This window comes from Herbidospora yilanensis (genome assembly GCF_001570565.1).
In the GTDB taxonomy this organism is placed as follows: domain Bacteria; phylum Actinomycetota; class Actinomycetes; order Streptosporangiales; family Streptosporangiaceae; genus Herbidospora; species Herbidospora yilanensis.
The window spans coordinates 227,206-242,145 of record NZ_BBXE01000013.1 but is presented as its reverse complement, the minus strand read 5'-3'; the positions used below and the strand labels follow the sequence as shown (position 1 = coordinate 242,145).

At 72.1% G+C, this 14,940-nt stretch carries 11 protein-coding genes; 8 read left to right on the top strand and 3 right to left on the bottom strand.

Annotated elements, in window-relative coordinates:
• Window positions 1–75 precede the first annotated feature (75 nt).
• Window positions 76–2,055, top strand: coding sequence for a CgeB family protein (locus AW273_RS01230; protein ID WP_062344329.1), 1,980 nt, complete (start codon window positions 76–78; stop codon window positions 2,053–2,055).
• Here AW273_RS01230 and AW273_RS01225 read toward each other — a convergent pair.
• The gene (locus AW273_RS01225; protein WP_063909800.1) at window positions 2,005–2,835 is read right to left on the bottom strand and encodes a PP2C family protein-serine/threonine phosphatase; all 831 of its coding nucleotides are present in this window, start codon (window positions 2,833–2,835) and stop codon (window positions 2,005–2,007) included. The two genes, AW273_RS01230 and AW273_RS01225, sit on opposite strands and share 51 nt — an antisense overlap.
• Window positions 2,836–2,896: 61 nt before the next feature.
• Between AW273_RS01225 and AW273_RS01220 the strand changes: the two genes are divergently transcribed.
• The 5 genes from AW273_RS01220 to AW273_RS01200 all read left to right on the top strand — a co-directional run bounded on the left by AW273_RS01220 (window position 2,897) and on the right by AW273_RS01200 (window position 8,920).
• Window positions 2,897–4,615 carry an HsdM family class I SAM-dependent methyltransferase gene (locus tag AW273_RS01220; protein ID WP_062344327.1) on the top strand — a complete coding sequence of 573 codons (1,719 nt, stop codon included), beginning with the start codon at window positions 2,897–2,899 and terminating at the stop codon, window positions 4,613–4,615.
• Window positions 4,616–4,767: 152 nt separating this feature from the next.
• Window positions 4,768–5,655, top strand: coding sequence for a serine/threonine-protein kinase (locus AW273_RS01215; RefSeq protein WP_062344325.1), 888 nt, complete (start codon window positions 4,768–4,770; stop codon window positions 5,653–5,655).
• The gene (locus AW273_RS01210) at window positions 5,652–6,140 is read left to right on the top strand and encodes a hypothetical protein (protein WP_062344323.1); all 489 of its coding nucleotides are present in this window, start codon (window positions 5,652–5,654) and stop codon (window positions 6,138–6,140) included. The genes AW273_RS01215 and AW273_RS01210 overlap by 4 nt, the downstream gene beginning before the upstream one ends.
• A gap of 111 nt (window positions 6,141–6,251) precedes the next feature.
• On the top strand, window positions 6,252–7,634 hold the full coding sequence (gene lysA / locus AW273_RS01205; RefSeq protein ID WP_062344321.1) for a diaminopimelate decarboxylase: 1,383 nt from the start codon (window positions 6,252–6,254) through the stop codon (window positions 7,632–7,634).
• Window positions 7,631–8,920, top strand: coding sequence for a homoserine dehydrogenase (locus AW273_RS01200; protein ID WP_062344319.1), 1,290 nt, complete (start codon window positions 7,631–7,633; stop codon window positions 8,918–8,920). The genes lysA and AW273_RS01200 overlap by 4 nt, the downstream gene beginning before the upstream one ends.
• Here AW273_RS01200 and AW273_RS01195 read toward each other — a convergent pair.
• Window positions 8,889–10,145 (bottom strand): phosphotransferase family protein, encoded by a 1,257-nt coding sequence (locus AW273_RS01195; RefSeq protein WP_083949423.1) that lies wholly within the window; start codon window positions 10,143–10,145, stop codon window positions 8,889–8,891. The genes AW273_RS01200 and AW273_RS01195 overlap by 32 nt on opposite strands.
• Before the next feature lie 52 nt (window positions 10,146–10,197).
• Between AW273_RS01195 and AW273_RS01190 the strand changes: the two genes are divergently transcribed.
• Window positions 10,198–11,538, top strand: coding sequence for a glycosyltransferase family protein (locus AW273_RS01190; protein WP_062344315.1), 1,341 nt, complete (start codon window positions 10,198–10,200; stop codon window positions 11,536–11,538).
• Window positions 11,539–11,687: 149 nt separating this feature from the next.
• Window positions 11,688–12,464, top strand: coding sequence for a polysaccharide deacetylase family protein (locus tag AW273_RS01185; RefSeq protein WP_198167956.1), 777 nt, complete (start codon window positions 11,688–11,690; stop codon window positions 12,462–12,464).
• Here AW273_RS01185 and AW273_RS01180 read toward each other — a convergent pair.
• Complete coding sequence (locus tag AW273_RS01180; protein WP_157555508.1) at window positions 12,461–14,863, bottom strand: alkaline phosphatase family protein; 2,403 nt, start codon at window positions 14,861–14,863, stop codon at window positions 12,461–12,463. The genes AW273_RS01185 and AW273_RS01180 overlap by 4 nt on opposite strands.
• Window positions 14,864–14,940 lie beyond the last annotated feature (77 nt).

Genomic DNA, 14,940 nt, shown 5'->3' with positions numbered 1-14,940 from the left:
TGACGGTTTCACTGCAGGTAGACCATGATCTGCGAATATGGTGACTGTCGCCGTTACCTGGAGGAGTGGGCGTTTATGAGTGAGCTGGAGAGCCTGCGGCGGGCGCTGGCACAGGCGGTCGAGAAGGCCGAGGGCGCCGCCGAGCTGGCCCGTCTGCTCGCCGACTACCAGACCCGGCTGGACGAGGCCGCCCGCACCGAGGCCGAGGCGCTCACCAGGGCCCGCGACGCCGAGGCGGCCCGTAAGGCGGCCGAGAAGCAGGCCGACCGCCAGATCACCCAGCTCGCCAGGCAACTGGCCGAGCAGAAGTACCAGACGGCCGTGGCCGAGTGGAAACTGGCCAAGCTCCAGGGCAACCGCTGGATCAAGATAGGGGAGGCCGTCCAGGCCAAGAAGCCCGGTTCGGTCGCCCGCGCGGTGCGGGCCTCGGCCCCGAACGCGGGCAAGGCCCCCAAACGCACCGACTTCCCGGTCGAGAAGCCCTCGGTCCAGCCCGCCGCCGCGGAGGCCAAGGCCCCGCCGGTCGAGCCCGACCCCCGCGCGCCCCTGTTCTCCACCCCGCTCACCGAGTACTTCGCCGTGCCGAAGGGGCCGCTGACCCGGCCGTACATGACCGTCGCGGCGATCGTCGACCGCCGCACCGAGGCCCTGCTCCGGTACGAATGGCGTCAGGTCACCAACTTCGGCCCGGAGAACTGGGCGACGATGCTGGACAACTACCGGCCCTCGATGTTGTTCGTCGAGTCGCTGCACGCCGGGCCGCGCCAGGGCAACGGCGGGCGCTGGCTCGACTCGATGGCCGGGAAGGACCGGGCGCTGCGCGACCTGGTGGAGGCGTGCAAGAAGCGCGGGATCAAGACCGTCTTCTGGCACTCGGGCGGCTCGCTCGGCAAGGCCGTGCCGGTCGCCGAGCTGTTCGACCTGGTGCTGGCCACCACCGAGCAGCGGGCCCGCGAGTGGCGGGCGGCGCTGCGGCACGACCGCGTGCTGGTGCTGCCGCACAGCGTGCAGCCCCGGGTGCACAACACCTTCCGCGCCGAGGGCGGCCGGACCGGCGGCGTGGCCACGCTCGGCACCGCCGAGGGCGGCGACCCGCTGCCCGCCCAGGGCGACGACAGGACCGGCTACGACGACTTCCTGACCGCCGTGCGCAAGGTCGAGGTGGTCGTGGCCGGGCCCGACGCGAGCGACCGCGAGATCGCCGAGATCGAGGCCTGCGGCACCCCGGTCGTCGCCACCGGGGCCGCCGAACTCGCCGCCGACCCGCAGGAGCGCGACCGCCGCGCCCATCTGGCCTGGCGGGCCACCGTCCCGGTCACCGGCCGCCTGGAGCCGGTGTTCTCCGCCGTCGGGCTGCCCGACGTGCGCAACACCCAGGTGGTGACGGCGCTGGTGGCCGTACGCGACCAGATGGAGCTCGACCAGGCGGTGACGCAGATCATCGGCCAGCGCCGGCGGCCCGACCAGCTCGTCATCGTGGCCGAGGGCGTCGACGCGGAGGTGGTCGAGAAGACCGCCAGGCAGGCCGTCGGAGCCCGGGAGGAGGGCTACAACAAGGGTGTGCTGCCCGAGCTGGTGGTCCGGTCGGCCCCGATGTCGACGCGGGGGGCGGCGCTGGCCCACGCGCTGCTGCTGGCCGACGGCGACTACGTGGCCGTCATCGACCCGCGCGACCTCTACGGCGAGCACTACCTGGCCGACTCGCTGCGCCGGTTCGCCGAGGTCGAGACCGAGATCGTCGGCAAGGCCGCGTTCTACGCCCACGCGGCCGGGGCGACCCTGCTGCGCCAGCCCGACGCCGAATATCGTTTCCTGCCCGAACTCGGCGGCGGCACGATCGTGTCCCGCCGGTCGGTGCTGGTCGACCTGGGGATCGCCGACCTCAGCGAGGAGTGGGACGAGACGCTGATGCGGCAGTGCCGCTCCGGCGGGATCCGGGTCTACTCGGGCGACCGCTTCTCTTACGTGTGCGTGCGCGCCCGCGCGGAGGGCCGCCTGTTCGGCTCAGCTCGTCTGGAGGGGTACGTCCCCGCCGGTCCCCTCGCCCTGATCTAGCCGCGTGTCTTGATCGGCCGACGCCGACCCGACCATGATGGGGTGTCCGTCGCCGCTCCAGCCCGCCACGACGTCGGCCACGACACAGGTGATGTTGTCGGGGCCGCCGCCCCGGTTGGCCAGGTCGACGAGGGTCGTGACGAGCTGGTCGAGGTCGGCGACGGAGGTGAGCAGCTCGTGCAGCGTCTCGGGCGAGACCACGCCCGCCAGGCCGTCGGAGCACAGCAGGTAGCGGTCGCCCGCGAAGGCGGCCCGGTGCGACACGTCGGGGCTCACGTTGCCGGTGCTCTCCAGCGCCCGCATCAGCATCGACCGGCGCGGGTGCTCGGCCGCCTGCTCGGGGGTCATCCGGCCGTCGTCGACGAGCGACTGCACCAGCGTGTGGTCGTGGGTGATCTGGTAGAGCACGCCGTCACGCAGCATGTAGCCGCGCGAGTCGCCCACGTGGGCCAGCGCGAAGCCGCTGCCGTCCCACAACATCGCGGTCAGGGTGGTGCCCATGCCGTTGAGGGCGGGGTTGGCGTCGGCCATGCCCTTCAGGGTCTGCGCCGCCTGCTGGATGGCGCCTTCGAGCGCGACCACGGGGTCGCCTTCCAGGTGCGCGCCGGACAGCACGCGGATCGCGGTCGCGCTGGCCACCTGGCCGTAGTTGTGGCCGCCCATGCCGTCGGCGACGACGAGCAGGCGAGGGCTCGCGTAGGCGGCGTCCTCGTTCTCCGGGCGGCGCCGGCCGACGTCGGAACGGGCGGCGTACCGGAGGCCCAGCGTGCTGTGGTTCATGTCCACAGTAAAACATTGGTTGAAGCACTTCACAAGTGGACGCTTCGTGTAGAGTGACCACGTGACTTACGTGAACGCCGGTGACATCGCCCGCCTCGCCGACGTCGGCCGGGCCGCGGTGTCAAACTGGCGTCGCCGTCACGACGACTTCCCCCAGCCGGTCGGCGGAACCGCCGCCAGCCCGCTGTTCTCCCTGACCGAGGTCGAGGAATGGCTGCGCCGCAACGGCAAGCCGTTCTCCCTGTCGGCCGCCGACCTGGCCTGGCAGCGCCTCCGGGCCAGCGGCGATGACCTGAGGCTAGGGGAGCTGGTGGCGGCCGCGGGCGATTTCCTCGAAGGGCGCCCGTCGGCGTTGCCCCGCGAGGTCACCCAGCTCGTCGCCGGGCTGGCCGAGGAGCGCGGGCGGCTGGAGGCCTTCGAGTTCCTCTGCGAGCGCTACGCCGAGGCCCACTCGCGCCAACTGGCCATCACCCCGCCCGACCTGGCCGACCTGATGGTGCGCCTGTCGGGCGGCGGGGTGCTGCTCGACCCCGCCTGCGGGCTGGGCACGCTGCTGCTCACCGCCAAGGCCGCGCGCGGCCAGGACGTCTCCTATTCCGCGGCCCGCATCGCCGCCACCCGGCTGCGGATGCGGGGGATCGCGGCGACCGTCCACACCGGCGACTCGCTGCGCGCCGACCGGCTGCCCGGCGGTGCCGACGCGGTCGTCTGCGACCCGCCCTTCAACGAGCGGACCTGGGGCTATGAGGAGCTCACCGCCGATCCCCGCTGGGAGTTCGGCCTGCCGCCGCGCGGCGAGCCCGAACTGGCCTGGGTGCAGCACTGCCTGTCCCGGGTCCGCCCCGGCGGCACCGTCACCCTCCTGATGCCCCCGGCCGCCGCCGCGCGCCGTCCGGGCCGCCGCATCCGGTCGAACCTGCTCCGGGCCGGCGCGCTGCGGGCTGTGATCGCAGCCGGGACCAGCGACGTCTGGTTGCTGCGCCGTCCCGAGCCCGGCGAGCGCGCGCCCTCGCGGGTGCTGCTCTTCGACGCCGCGGGCGACCTCGGCTCGGTCGAACCGGCCTGGCGCGAGTTCCTGCGCACCGGCAGGGGCGGCACGAGCGTGCTCGACCTGCTCGACGACGAGGTCGACGTCAGCCCGCTGCGCTTCGGCCTCACCGCCGGGCCGCCCGACTACGCGGGCGCCCGCGCCCGCTTCACCGCCGCCGTCGACGGCCTGACCGGCGCCCTGCCCGAGCTCGCCCCGGTCGACCCGCCCCGCGAGCCGCCCATGACGACCATCGCCGAGCTGGCCAGGGGCGGCTCGCTGGCCATCCACCACTCCTCGGCCCGCCTCGGCGCGGGCGACCAGCCCGTCCTGACCGCCGACGACCTGGCCGGCGGCGGCCCGCCCACCGGCTGGGCCGAGCCCGCCCCCGGCCTGGTCCTGATCGAGCCCGGCGACGTGGTCGCCACCCCGACCGGCCTGGTCCGGGTCGTCCACGAGACCGGCTGGGCCCTCGGCCCCCAGCTCACCCTCTACCGCGTCGACCCCGCGCGCCTCGACGCCGACTTCCTGGCGGGCTTCCTGCGCGCCGGTTCGAGCCTGTCCCGCGGCGCCAGCCGCCTCGACGCCCGCCGCACCAAGGTCCCCCGGCTGCCCCTGGCCGACCAGCGCGAATACGGCGCCTCCTTCCGCCGCCTCGCCGACCTCGACACCGCCCTCCACGAGGCGGGCAGAAGAGGCCAGGAACTCATCCGCCTCGCGCTCGACGGTCTGGCGGCCGGACATCTGCGATAGAACGGGTGCGGCATTGTCCGGGCATCCGTGCCGCGGTGAAGACGGGTCGAGTGACCGGACATCTGCGATAGGACGGGTGCGGCATGGTCTGGGCGTCCGTGCCGTGGCGAAGACGGGGCTGAGTCGCCGGACATCTGCAATAAAGTTGCCGCATGGTCATCGGTGACCGCTATGAACTGGACGACCTCCCGCTCGGCCAGGGCGGGATGGGCGCCGTCTACGGCGGCCACGACAGACATCTCGACCGCAAGGTGGCGGTCAAGTTCCTCCGTCCCCCCAGCGGGCCCGACCGGGAGCTGGAGCGCCGGTTCATCCGCGAGGCCCGCATCCTGGCCCGGCTCGACCACCCGGGCGCGCCCGTCCTCTACGACTTCGGCCACCACGAGCAGCGGCTCTTCCAGGTGATGCAGTTCATCGAGGGCGTCACCGTGGCCGACGTGGTCAGCGAGCACGGGCCGCTGCCGGTCCCGTGGGCGGCGGCCATCGCGGCCCAGGCGTGCGCCGTCCTGTCGGCCGCCCACGCGTTGTCGATCTGCCACCGCGACCTCAAGCCGACCAACCTGATGCTCTGCCCCGACGGCACGGTCAAGGTCCTCGACTTCGGCCTGGCCATCCTGCGCGAGGCCGACGCCGGGCAGTTCACCCGGACCGGCCAGATCCTCGGCACGCCCGCCTACATGGCCCCCGAGCAGATCAAGCGCGGCGTGGCCGACCCCCGCAGCGACCTCTACGCCCTCGGCTGCGTGCTGCACGAGATGCTCACCGGCCGCCAGCTCTTCACCGGGCCGACCGACTACGCCGTCTACGAACGCCAGGTCAAGGAGCGCCCGCCGAGGGTCCGCGACATCCCGGCCGGGCTGGCCGACCTGGTCGGGGCGCTGCTGGAGAAGTCGCCCGACCAGCGCCCGCCGACCGCCGACGCGCTCTACACCGACCTCCAGCGCTACGCCGTCGACCTCCCCGCCCTGCCGGGCTTCCTGACGGCCGTGGTCGCGCCGACCCGGATGTACGCCCGCGTGGTCGGCCGGATCCCCGGATGATCCCCGTCGGCGACTGGGCCACCGAGGCCACCTATCTCGTCAGGGGCGAGCTGGTCGTCGGGGAGTATCCCTGGGACCAACTCGCCGAGGTTCCGGGAAATCTGGCCGCCGAGACCTGGCCCGACTTCCCCCGCACCTGGGCCAACCCCGGTTTCGTGGTCCGCTACGCCCACGCCCGCGCCCGCTGGGCCCGCCGGTGGGCCGGGACCGCCGACCCCGACTGGGAGTCGCTGCCCGCCGAGTGGCGGGCCGTGGTGCGGCTGCTCGCGGAACTGCCCAGCCGTGGGCGGAGCCGTAAAGGAAAGTGGAAGACCTTCGCCGAGCACCTCGCCGCGCGATATCACGACGCGTTCGAGGCCGCGAACCCCCTGCCAAGGGGGGACGCGGCGTTCACCGGCGCGTCGGCGGCACGGGTCGCGACCGGTGACGCGGTCGCCGCCGTGCTCTCGGCGATCAGCGCGGAGCGGCTGCCGGAGAGGATCTAGGAGATCTTCCGGTCACGATGACATCAGACGACCGTATTTCCACTTTTCGTCACGTCTCGCTACGTGAGCACCTGTCTCGGGAGACACCCCGAGTCGGATAGCCTGCTTCGGGTGAGTCGATTCGCCCATCCCGCCGGTGACCGGCATGCCGAGGTGCTCCCGGAGGACCGTCCTCCCCATGCGCCCGCCGACCTGAACTCCATCGACCCGGTCATCTGGCCGCGAACGTCCGAACGGATTGCGGGATCGCTCACGATCGGCGGGCTCGACGTCCGTGACCTGGCCAAAGAGTTCGGAACACCGCTCTACGTCCTCGACGAGCACGACTTCCGGGCCCACGCCGTCGACTTCCGGCAGGCCTTCCACGACGGCGAGGTCCACTACGCCGGCAAGGCGTTCCTGTGCCGCGAGGTCGCCCGGTGGATCATGCAGGAGGGCCTCGGCCTCGACGTGTGCAGCGCCGGTGAGCTCGCCGTCGCGCTGAGTGTCGGCTTCCCGCCCGACCGGATCACCATGCACGGCAACAACAAGTCGATCGCCGAGCTCGAGAAGGCCGTCACGGTCGGGGTCGGCCACGTCGTCGTCGACTCCTTTGAGGAGATCGCCCGCCTCGGCTATCTGGCCGAGAAGCACGGCGCGCGGCCCAAGGTGCTGATCCGCGTCACGGTCGGCGTCGAGGCCCACACCCACGAGTTCATCGCCACCGCCCACGACGACCAGAAGTTCGGCCTGTCGCTGAGCAGCGGCGCCGCCGCCGAGGCGGCCCGCCGGATCCTCGCGATGCCGTCGCTGGAGCTCGTCGGCCTCCACAGCCACATCGGCTCCCAGATCACCGACACCGCCGGTTTCGAGGTCGCCGCCCGGCGGCTGGCCACCCTGCTGGTGCAGATCCGCGACGAACACGGCGTCGAGCTGCCCGAGCTCGACCTCGGCGGCGGCTACGGCATCCCCTACGTCGACGGCGACGAGTCGCCCGACATGAAGGTCATCGCCGACGCGCTGCGCGAGATCGTCGCGACCGTCTGCCAGAGCAAGGGCCTGCCGGTCCCGCGCCTCACCGTCGAGCCGGGCCGCTCGATCGTCGGCACCGCCGGGGTGACGCTCTACGAGGTCGGCACGGTCAAGGACGTCGAAGGCCTGCGCACCTACGTCTCGGTCGACGGCGGCATGAGCGACAACGTCCGCACCGCCCTCTACGGCGCCGACTACACCGCCCGCCTGGCCTCCCGCGAGAGCACCGCCGCGCCGATGTTGTCGCGCCTGGTCGGCAAGCACTGCGAGAGCGGCGACATCGTGGTCCGCGACCTCTACCTGCCCGCCGACCTGGTGCCCGGCGACCTGATCGCGGTGGCCGGCACCGGCGCCTACTGCCGGTCGCTGGCCAGCAACTACAACTACCTGCCCAAGCCCGCGGTCGTCGCGGTCGCCGGCGGCAAGGCACGAGTCATCGTGGCGCGCGAGACCGAAGAAGATTTGCTCAGGGGGCAGTTGTGAGTAAACCCGTCAAAGTGGCGCTCCTCGGCTGCGGGGTCGTCGGGTCCCAGGTCGCCCGCCTGCTCCAGGAGCAGGCCGACGACCTGGCCGCCCGGGTGGGCGCCCCGTTGGAGCTCGCCGGGGTGGCCGTCCGGAAGATGAGCCGCAAGCGTGACGTCGACCTCGACCCCGAGCTGCTCACCACCGACGCCCACGCCCTGGTCACCCGCCCCGACGTCGACGTCGTCGTCGAGGTGATCGGCGGCATCGAGCCCGCCCGCGCCCTGATCCTGGCCGCCATGGCCGAGGGCAAGTCGATCGTCTCGGCCAACAAGGCCCTGCTCGCCGAAGACGGCGCGACCCTCCACGCCGCCAACCGGGCCGACCTCTACTTCGAGGCCGCCGTGGCCGGGGCGATCCCGCTGATCCGCCCGCTGCGCGAGTCGCTGGCCGGCGACCGGGTCCACCGGGTGCTCGGCATCGTCAACGGCACGACCAACTACATCCTCGACAAGATGGACTCCACCGGCGCCTCGTTCACCGACGCGCTGGAGGAGGCCCAGTCGCTCGGCTACGCCGAGGCCGACCCGACCGCCGACATCGAGGGCTTCGACGCCGCCGCCAAGGCCGCCATCCTGGCCGGGATCGCCTTCCACAGCCGGGTCACCGCCGCCGACGTCCACCGCGAGGGCATCACCGGGGTCTCCGCCTCCGACGTGGCCTCGGCCAAGGCCATGGGCTACGTCATCAAGCTGCTGGCCATCTGCGCCCGCTCCGACGACGGCCGGTCGATCGGCGTGCGCGTCCACCCGGCGATGATCCCGCGCAGTCACCCGCTGGCCGGGGTCCGCGAGGCCTACAACGCCGTGTTCGTCGAGGCCGAGTCGGCGGGCCGCCTCATGTTCTACGGCGCCGGGGCCGGCGGCGCGCCGACCGCCTCCGCCGTCCTGGGCGACATCGTCGCGGTCGCGCGCAACCGCATCGCCGGCACCCGCGGCCCGTCCGAGTCCGTGTACGCCGACCTGTCGGTCCACCCCATGGGCGAGACGGTGACCCGCTACCACGTGTCGCTCGACGTGGCCGACAAGCCCGGCGTGCTCGCGACCGTGGCCGAGATGTTCTCCCGCCATGACGTGTCGATCCAGACCGTCCGCCAGGAGGGCCGGGGCGACGACGCCCAGCTCGTCCTGGTCACCCACCGGGCCTCCGACGCCGCGCTGTCGGCGACGGTCGAGGGCCTGCGCGAGCTCGACATCGTGCGCGCGGTGGCCAGCGTCATGCGCGTCGAAGGCGACGAAGCGCCCTGACGGCGTCGACCAGCGCTTCTTCGGGGTCGCCGGCGTGATAGCGGCGTTCGGAGGGTTCGATGCCGTCCAGGAACTCCTGGTACCGCACGGCCCGCCCGAGCGCCGCCAGCGGCGCGGCGACCTCCAGCGCCCTGCGCGGGTCGGCGCCCGGGAGCGACCAGGCCCCGACCCATGCCTCGGCGTCCCCGGTCCACTCCTGGAGCCGCAGCCCGTCGGCGGCCGGATGCCCGAAATGGGCGTCGGCGAAGTCCAGCACCACCGCCGGCCCGCCGGGGACCGCCCGCCAGTTGCCGGGGTGGAAATCCCCGTGAACCAGCGTGTACGGAATCCCGCAGGCCGCCAGCTCCTCTTCCAGGGCGGGAACCTCGGCGAGCAGCTCGGCCGACCCGGGGACCCGCGGGAGCCGCCCGGTGGCCGCGATCATGCTCCGCCGATCGACCAGCCCCGGCGGGGGTGAACCGGGCACCGCGGCGGGAAGACCGCGCTCGCCGATCGCCTCGCGCGGGCCGACCGTCCAGGGCCGAGCCGCGGGGGCGCCGACGGTCTGCTGGGCCCGGGCGAACCGCCGGACCGTCTTCGCCACCAGGTCCGGGCCCGCCTGCCAGCAGTCCTCGCCCGGGATGTGCTCCAGCAGCATCCAGCCGCGATCGGGATCGGCGCCCAGCACCTTCGGGACCAGCGTCGGATCGGCCTGCGCCAGCGCGGCGATGACCGACGGCTCGCGGGCGGCGAACGGGGGAGTGGTCTTCAGCCAGGCGTCGCCACCGGGCAGGTGGAAGAGCCCGGCCAGGTTCCAGGTCTTGACCTGGCGGATCTCGCTCGGCCCGGTGACGGCCAGCGCCCAGTCGAGGGCAGCGCGCAAGCCTTCGCGGGTCGCCCAGGAAGCACGGAGCGGTTCCTCGTCGGAGGGCGCGGGCACCCCGGCGGCAGCGAGGCCTTCTCGCATGCCGGCCTCAGGTGAACCGGTTTCCGCCTGGAGGGCAGGCGTCGACGGGTGCGGCGGTTGTTCCAGGGCCTCGGCGTGGTAGGTCACGTGGCCGTCGCGCATGCGGGCGCCCCCCTCGACGTCGATCAGCCGCAGGACCACCACCGGAACCCCCAGCAGCCCGGAGAGCCAGGCCACCACGGGGGCGGCGTCGTTCCACCACGGGGAGGGCATCTCCACCGGCCCGAACCGGCCGTGGACCGTATCGCCGCAGGTCACCACGGCGCTCACCTGACGCATCCGGACAGTGTGCCATTTGCGCCGCTTGTGGCGGGTGCGCCAAGGTAAGACGATGCTCGCCCGTCCCGTCCCCCTGCTCGGCCTGGTCGCGCTGGGATACCTCGCGCTGCAGGCCCTGCTCGTCCCGGCGGACATGACCCTCGAATGGGACGAGGCCGTCTACACGAGCCAGGTCGCCCCGGGGGTGCCCGACGCGGTCTTCTCCGCTCCCCGCGCCAGGGGTGTGACCTGGCTGGTGGCGCCGGTCGTGCAGGTCACCACCGATCCGGTGGCGATCCGCTGGTGGATGATGATCCTGGCGTCCGCGGGGTTGTTCCTGGCGTTCCTGCCGTGGACGCGGCTGCTCAGGCCCGCCACGCTCGTCCTGGCCGCCGGGTTGTTCGCCACGCTCTGGGTGACCGTCTGGTACGGCCCCCAGGTCATGCCCAACCTCTACGTCGCCTACGGCGCGGTGCTGGCGATCGGATCGTTGCTGGTCGTCAGGGAGTCGCCGGCCGCGTGGGGTCACGCGGGGCTCGCGGCCGGGTTCGCCGGGGTGGCCGTGTTGCGGCCGAGCGACGTGCTCTGGCTGGGGGTCGTGGCCGGGCCGGCCGCGCTGCTCTGGCGGAGGTGGGCCGCCGCCGCGACCATCCTCGTCGCGGCCGCGGCGGGGTCGGTGCCGTGGGTGGTGGAGGCGTACACGAGCTTCGGGTCGCTGCTCCAGCGGTGGGCGGCGGCGGGGGAGGTGCAGGGCGGGATCGCGCCCGCGCCCGGGTTCTGGTACGAGTTCAAGGCCGCCAACGGGCCCGCCTTCTGCCGGCCGTGCGACATCCCGCTGGAGCGGCCCTACCTGCTGATCTGGTGGCTCGCCCTCCCGGCGCTGGCGGTCGTCTCGGCCAGGCGGCACCCCGTCCCGCTGCTGGCGGGGATCGCGATGGCCGCGCCCTACCTGTTCCTGGTCGACTACGCCGCGCCCCGGTTCCTGCTCCCGGCCTACGCCCTGCTGATGATCCCGGCCGCCGTGACGGTGTCCCGGTTCAGGCCGCCGTTCGCGGTGTTGCTGGCGGCCTATCTGGCCGTACAGTTCACGGCGTTCGCCGGGGTGCGGGGGCAGGACTATCCGCTCCGGCGGTTCCAGGCCGCGTTCGTGCAGAAGATGATCGACGCCGGGGTCACCCGGCCGTGCACCCTCGTGGGCGTCTCCGTCAATCCGGCCCACCAGTTCCTGACCGGGTGTGAGGTCCGGATCGTGAAGCCCGGCGAGTCGGTCGCCGAGGCGGCCGAGGACGTCCCCGGCGTCGTCGCCACCCTCAGCCGGCGGACGCCGCCGAAGGGCGCCGAAGAATGGGACCGGCACGTTCTGGCCAGTAACAACGGCGAACCGACCTGGATCGCCATGATCCGCCCGAAGTGATGCGTGTGTACCGATTGCGTCTAGCACCCGGTTTCCAGGGCATTAGCCGCTAGCCTGGTCACCCCCCACCACATTGATGACAGGAGTCGGTCATGCGGTCTTCGCTCCGGTTAGGAGCAGTGGGCGTCCTGTTGGGAACGCTCCTTCCGATGCTGCTGGTCACCGCACCCGCGCAGGCCGCTCGCCCCAAAGCCAAGGTCAAGACGGTCGTCGCCCTCGGATTCGACGACGGGGACGCCACCCACTTCGCCGCCGCGAAGATCCTCAATTCACACGGTGTACGCGGAACGTTCTACATCAACAGCGGCGACCTGAACACCAGGGGAAAACTCAGCGTCGGCCAGGTTCGCGCGCTCGCCCGCCAGGGCCACAAGATCGGCGGCCACACCCTCCACCACGTGCGGTTGACCGACCTGACCGCCATCGACCAGCGGGTCGACATCTGCGCCGACCGGGCCGCCCTCCTCAAGCTGAAGATCCCGGTCACCACGTTCGCCTACCCCTTCGGCGCGAACAACGGCGACTCCCAGCAGGCCGCCCGCTTCTGCGGCTACAACGCCGCCCGCACCGTCGGCGGCCTGGCCGTCGTTCCCTGCGACTACTGCGCTCCGGTCGAGTCGATGCGGCCCGCCATGCTCTACTCGATCCGGACCCACGGCTCGGTCAACTACGACACCACCCTGAACGCCCTCAAGAAGCAGGTCACGACGGCCGAACGGGCCGGCGGGGGGCTGCTCCCGGTGGTGATCCACAAGGTCTGCGCCCGCGTCTGCGGCGACTACTCGACCACCGAGAAGCTGCTCGACGACTTCCTGACCTGGCTCGACTCCCGCAAGAAGCACGGCACGACCGTTCGCCCGCTCGAAGACGTCGTCGGCGGAAAATCGCGCCCGGTCCCCGACGAGTCGACCTGGGAAGAGTTCTAAGAGATCCCTTCGGTCAGTTCGCCGGGCAGGTCGCCTGAGCCGGCGGCGTCTCCGAGTTCGGCCGCCCTCTCCTGCGCGGTCTCCGCGATGCGCCGCTCCCACCACCCCGGAGCATGGCCGTCGGCCTGGGCGGCCTCGGCCACGGCCGTCCGCTCTCCCTCTGCCAGGGCCATGAGGTCGATCTGACGCGGAGTGGGCCGGTGGCCGTCCGGCCCGGCCGGTGCGGCGACGGGTTCGGGCAGCACCGGCGTGTCGGTCCGGGGTTTGGTCCGGGTCAGCACCGGCCAGACCGTCGGCGCGCGCCTGATGCGTTCGTTCGGGCCGAGCATGTCCGACCGCGCGCCGACCCAGTCGCGGATCGACGCGAGGATCGACGTGTGATCGAACTCGGCGCCCACGGTCAGCGCCTCGGGCGCCAGGTGGCCTGCTCCCTTCTGTCGCAGCGCCACGCCGAGCATCGCCCCCGGCGGCCAGGTCAGCGGGTTGGTGTCCACGTCGAAGGTGCCCAGGCCGCCGTTGGCCGGCACGTAGTCGCCGTTCCAGTCGGCGTTCTCCAGCCACTGGGGGTCGGAGCCGTCGGGGTTGGCGTGCCGGAGGGCCAGCGCGATGCGGTTCCCGGTCGACGGGTCGTGGCCGGGAGGCGCCTTCTGGCGGAAGGCGAGGCCGGTGACGACGCGGCCGGGCGGGCAGACCAGCGGGTTGGTGTCGGCGTAGAAACCGCCCAGGCCGCCGTTGGCCGGCACGTAGTTGCCGTTCCAGTCGGCGTTCTCCAGCCACTGCGGGTCGGAGCCGTCGGGCCGTGAGTGCTGCAGCGACAGCGCGACCCGGTTGCCCGCGGACCCGGGGGGCGCCTTCCGGCGCAGGGCCATGCCGGTGACGACGCGGCCCGGCGGGCAGACCAGTTCGTTGGTGTCGGCGTAGAAGTCGGTGAGGCCGCCGCTCGCCGGGAAACGTTTGCCGTTGTCGTCCTCGTTTCGGAGCCACGCCTCGGCCGGTGCCCGGAACACGGTGCCCGCCTCGATGTAGGGCGAGACCAGGATGGCCGGCACCCTCGGCCCGTAGACCCGGAAGGGATTGATCTCCCCGACGCAGAACTGGGGCACGTAGCCGTCCGGCGGCATGGCGGCGGGCGGGGGCACGTGGTCGTAGCAACCGCCGTGTTCGTCGTGGGTGATGACGAACAGGATCCTGTTCCACCGGGGGCTGGTCGACAACGCCCGGTAGATCGTGCCCACCAGGGCGTCGCCGCTGGAGACCTTGTGCGGCGGATGCTGGTCGTTGTTCTCCAGCCAGTACGACGGCTCGACGAAGATGTACTCCGGCGGGAACTGGATCCGGAATCCCGGCTTGAGGTCGGGCGCGATGTACATCGCGTGGTGGGCCTGCCGTTTCAGCTTCTGCGGCACCGTCCAGAACTGGGCGCTCAGCAGGGTGCCGAGCACGGCGGCGTCCTGGTAGAGGCGCCAGCGGATGCCCAGATCGTCGAGAGTGTCGAAGATGGTGCGCTTCCCGGCGTACGGGAAGAAGTTCGGAACGCAGTCCTCCTGGTCGGGGGCGTCGCAGTTGTTGAGGCGGCCGAACGACGTCCCGGCGTGCAGGAAGGAGCGGTTGGGCCAGGTCTCGCAGGGCGCCGAGCCGAACCAGCGGTCGCAGACGGCGAACTGCTTGGCCAGCGTGCTCATGTTCGGCACCTGGTCGGGGGTGAAGCAGTCCATGATGACCGACCGGTCGGGCGGCCGGGTGTGCGCCTCGTAGTTGGCCAGGAACCCCCACATGTTGGGCTGCTGCCCTGCCCTCGGCATCTTCGTGCCGTACATCTGCTCCACGAACGACCAGCAGATCTCGCTGGGGTTCGGATCGGGTGTGGTGTCGGTCCGCGCCCCCTTGCGCGCGTAGGTGCGGCCCTCCTCCGGGGCGGTGTCGTGCGCGCCGGCGGCGACGGTGTTCCAGTACGCCTTCTCCTTGAGCCCCAGGAAGTAGGGCTTGCCGTCCGGCGGCGCCGGGACGTTGCGCGGCGGCACGTTGCCGGTGTCGGCATAGAGCCAGCCGAGCAGGTTGTCGAACGACCGGTTCTCCAGCATCAGCACGACGAAGTGCTCGATCCGGTCCATCGGGGCGGGGTCGCCGAGATGGTTGTAGACGAAGCAGCCGTCGGCGTCCTGGTCGATGGAGATCTCGGTGGTCCTCAGTGAGCGCGGGACGTGCAGCATGTCGCCGAGGGCGCCGGTGTTCCAGAAGACCACCTGCTGGCGGTCGGCGGCCGGTGAGAACTCCTTCCGCTGGCGGGGGCCGAGTTTCTGGCGGGCGCCCCACGGAAACGTGGTGGCGAGATAGGCCCTGTCCTGCAAGGTGTACAACCCGAGCCAGACCGTACGGTCCGTCCTGTTCTCGACCAGCATGATGCGAACCCCCACTTATCGCACAACCCGACAAATGGCGTTTTCCCATGTCAGATAGCCACAAAACGGGCGTCGAT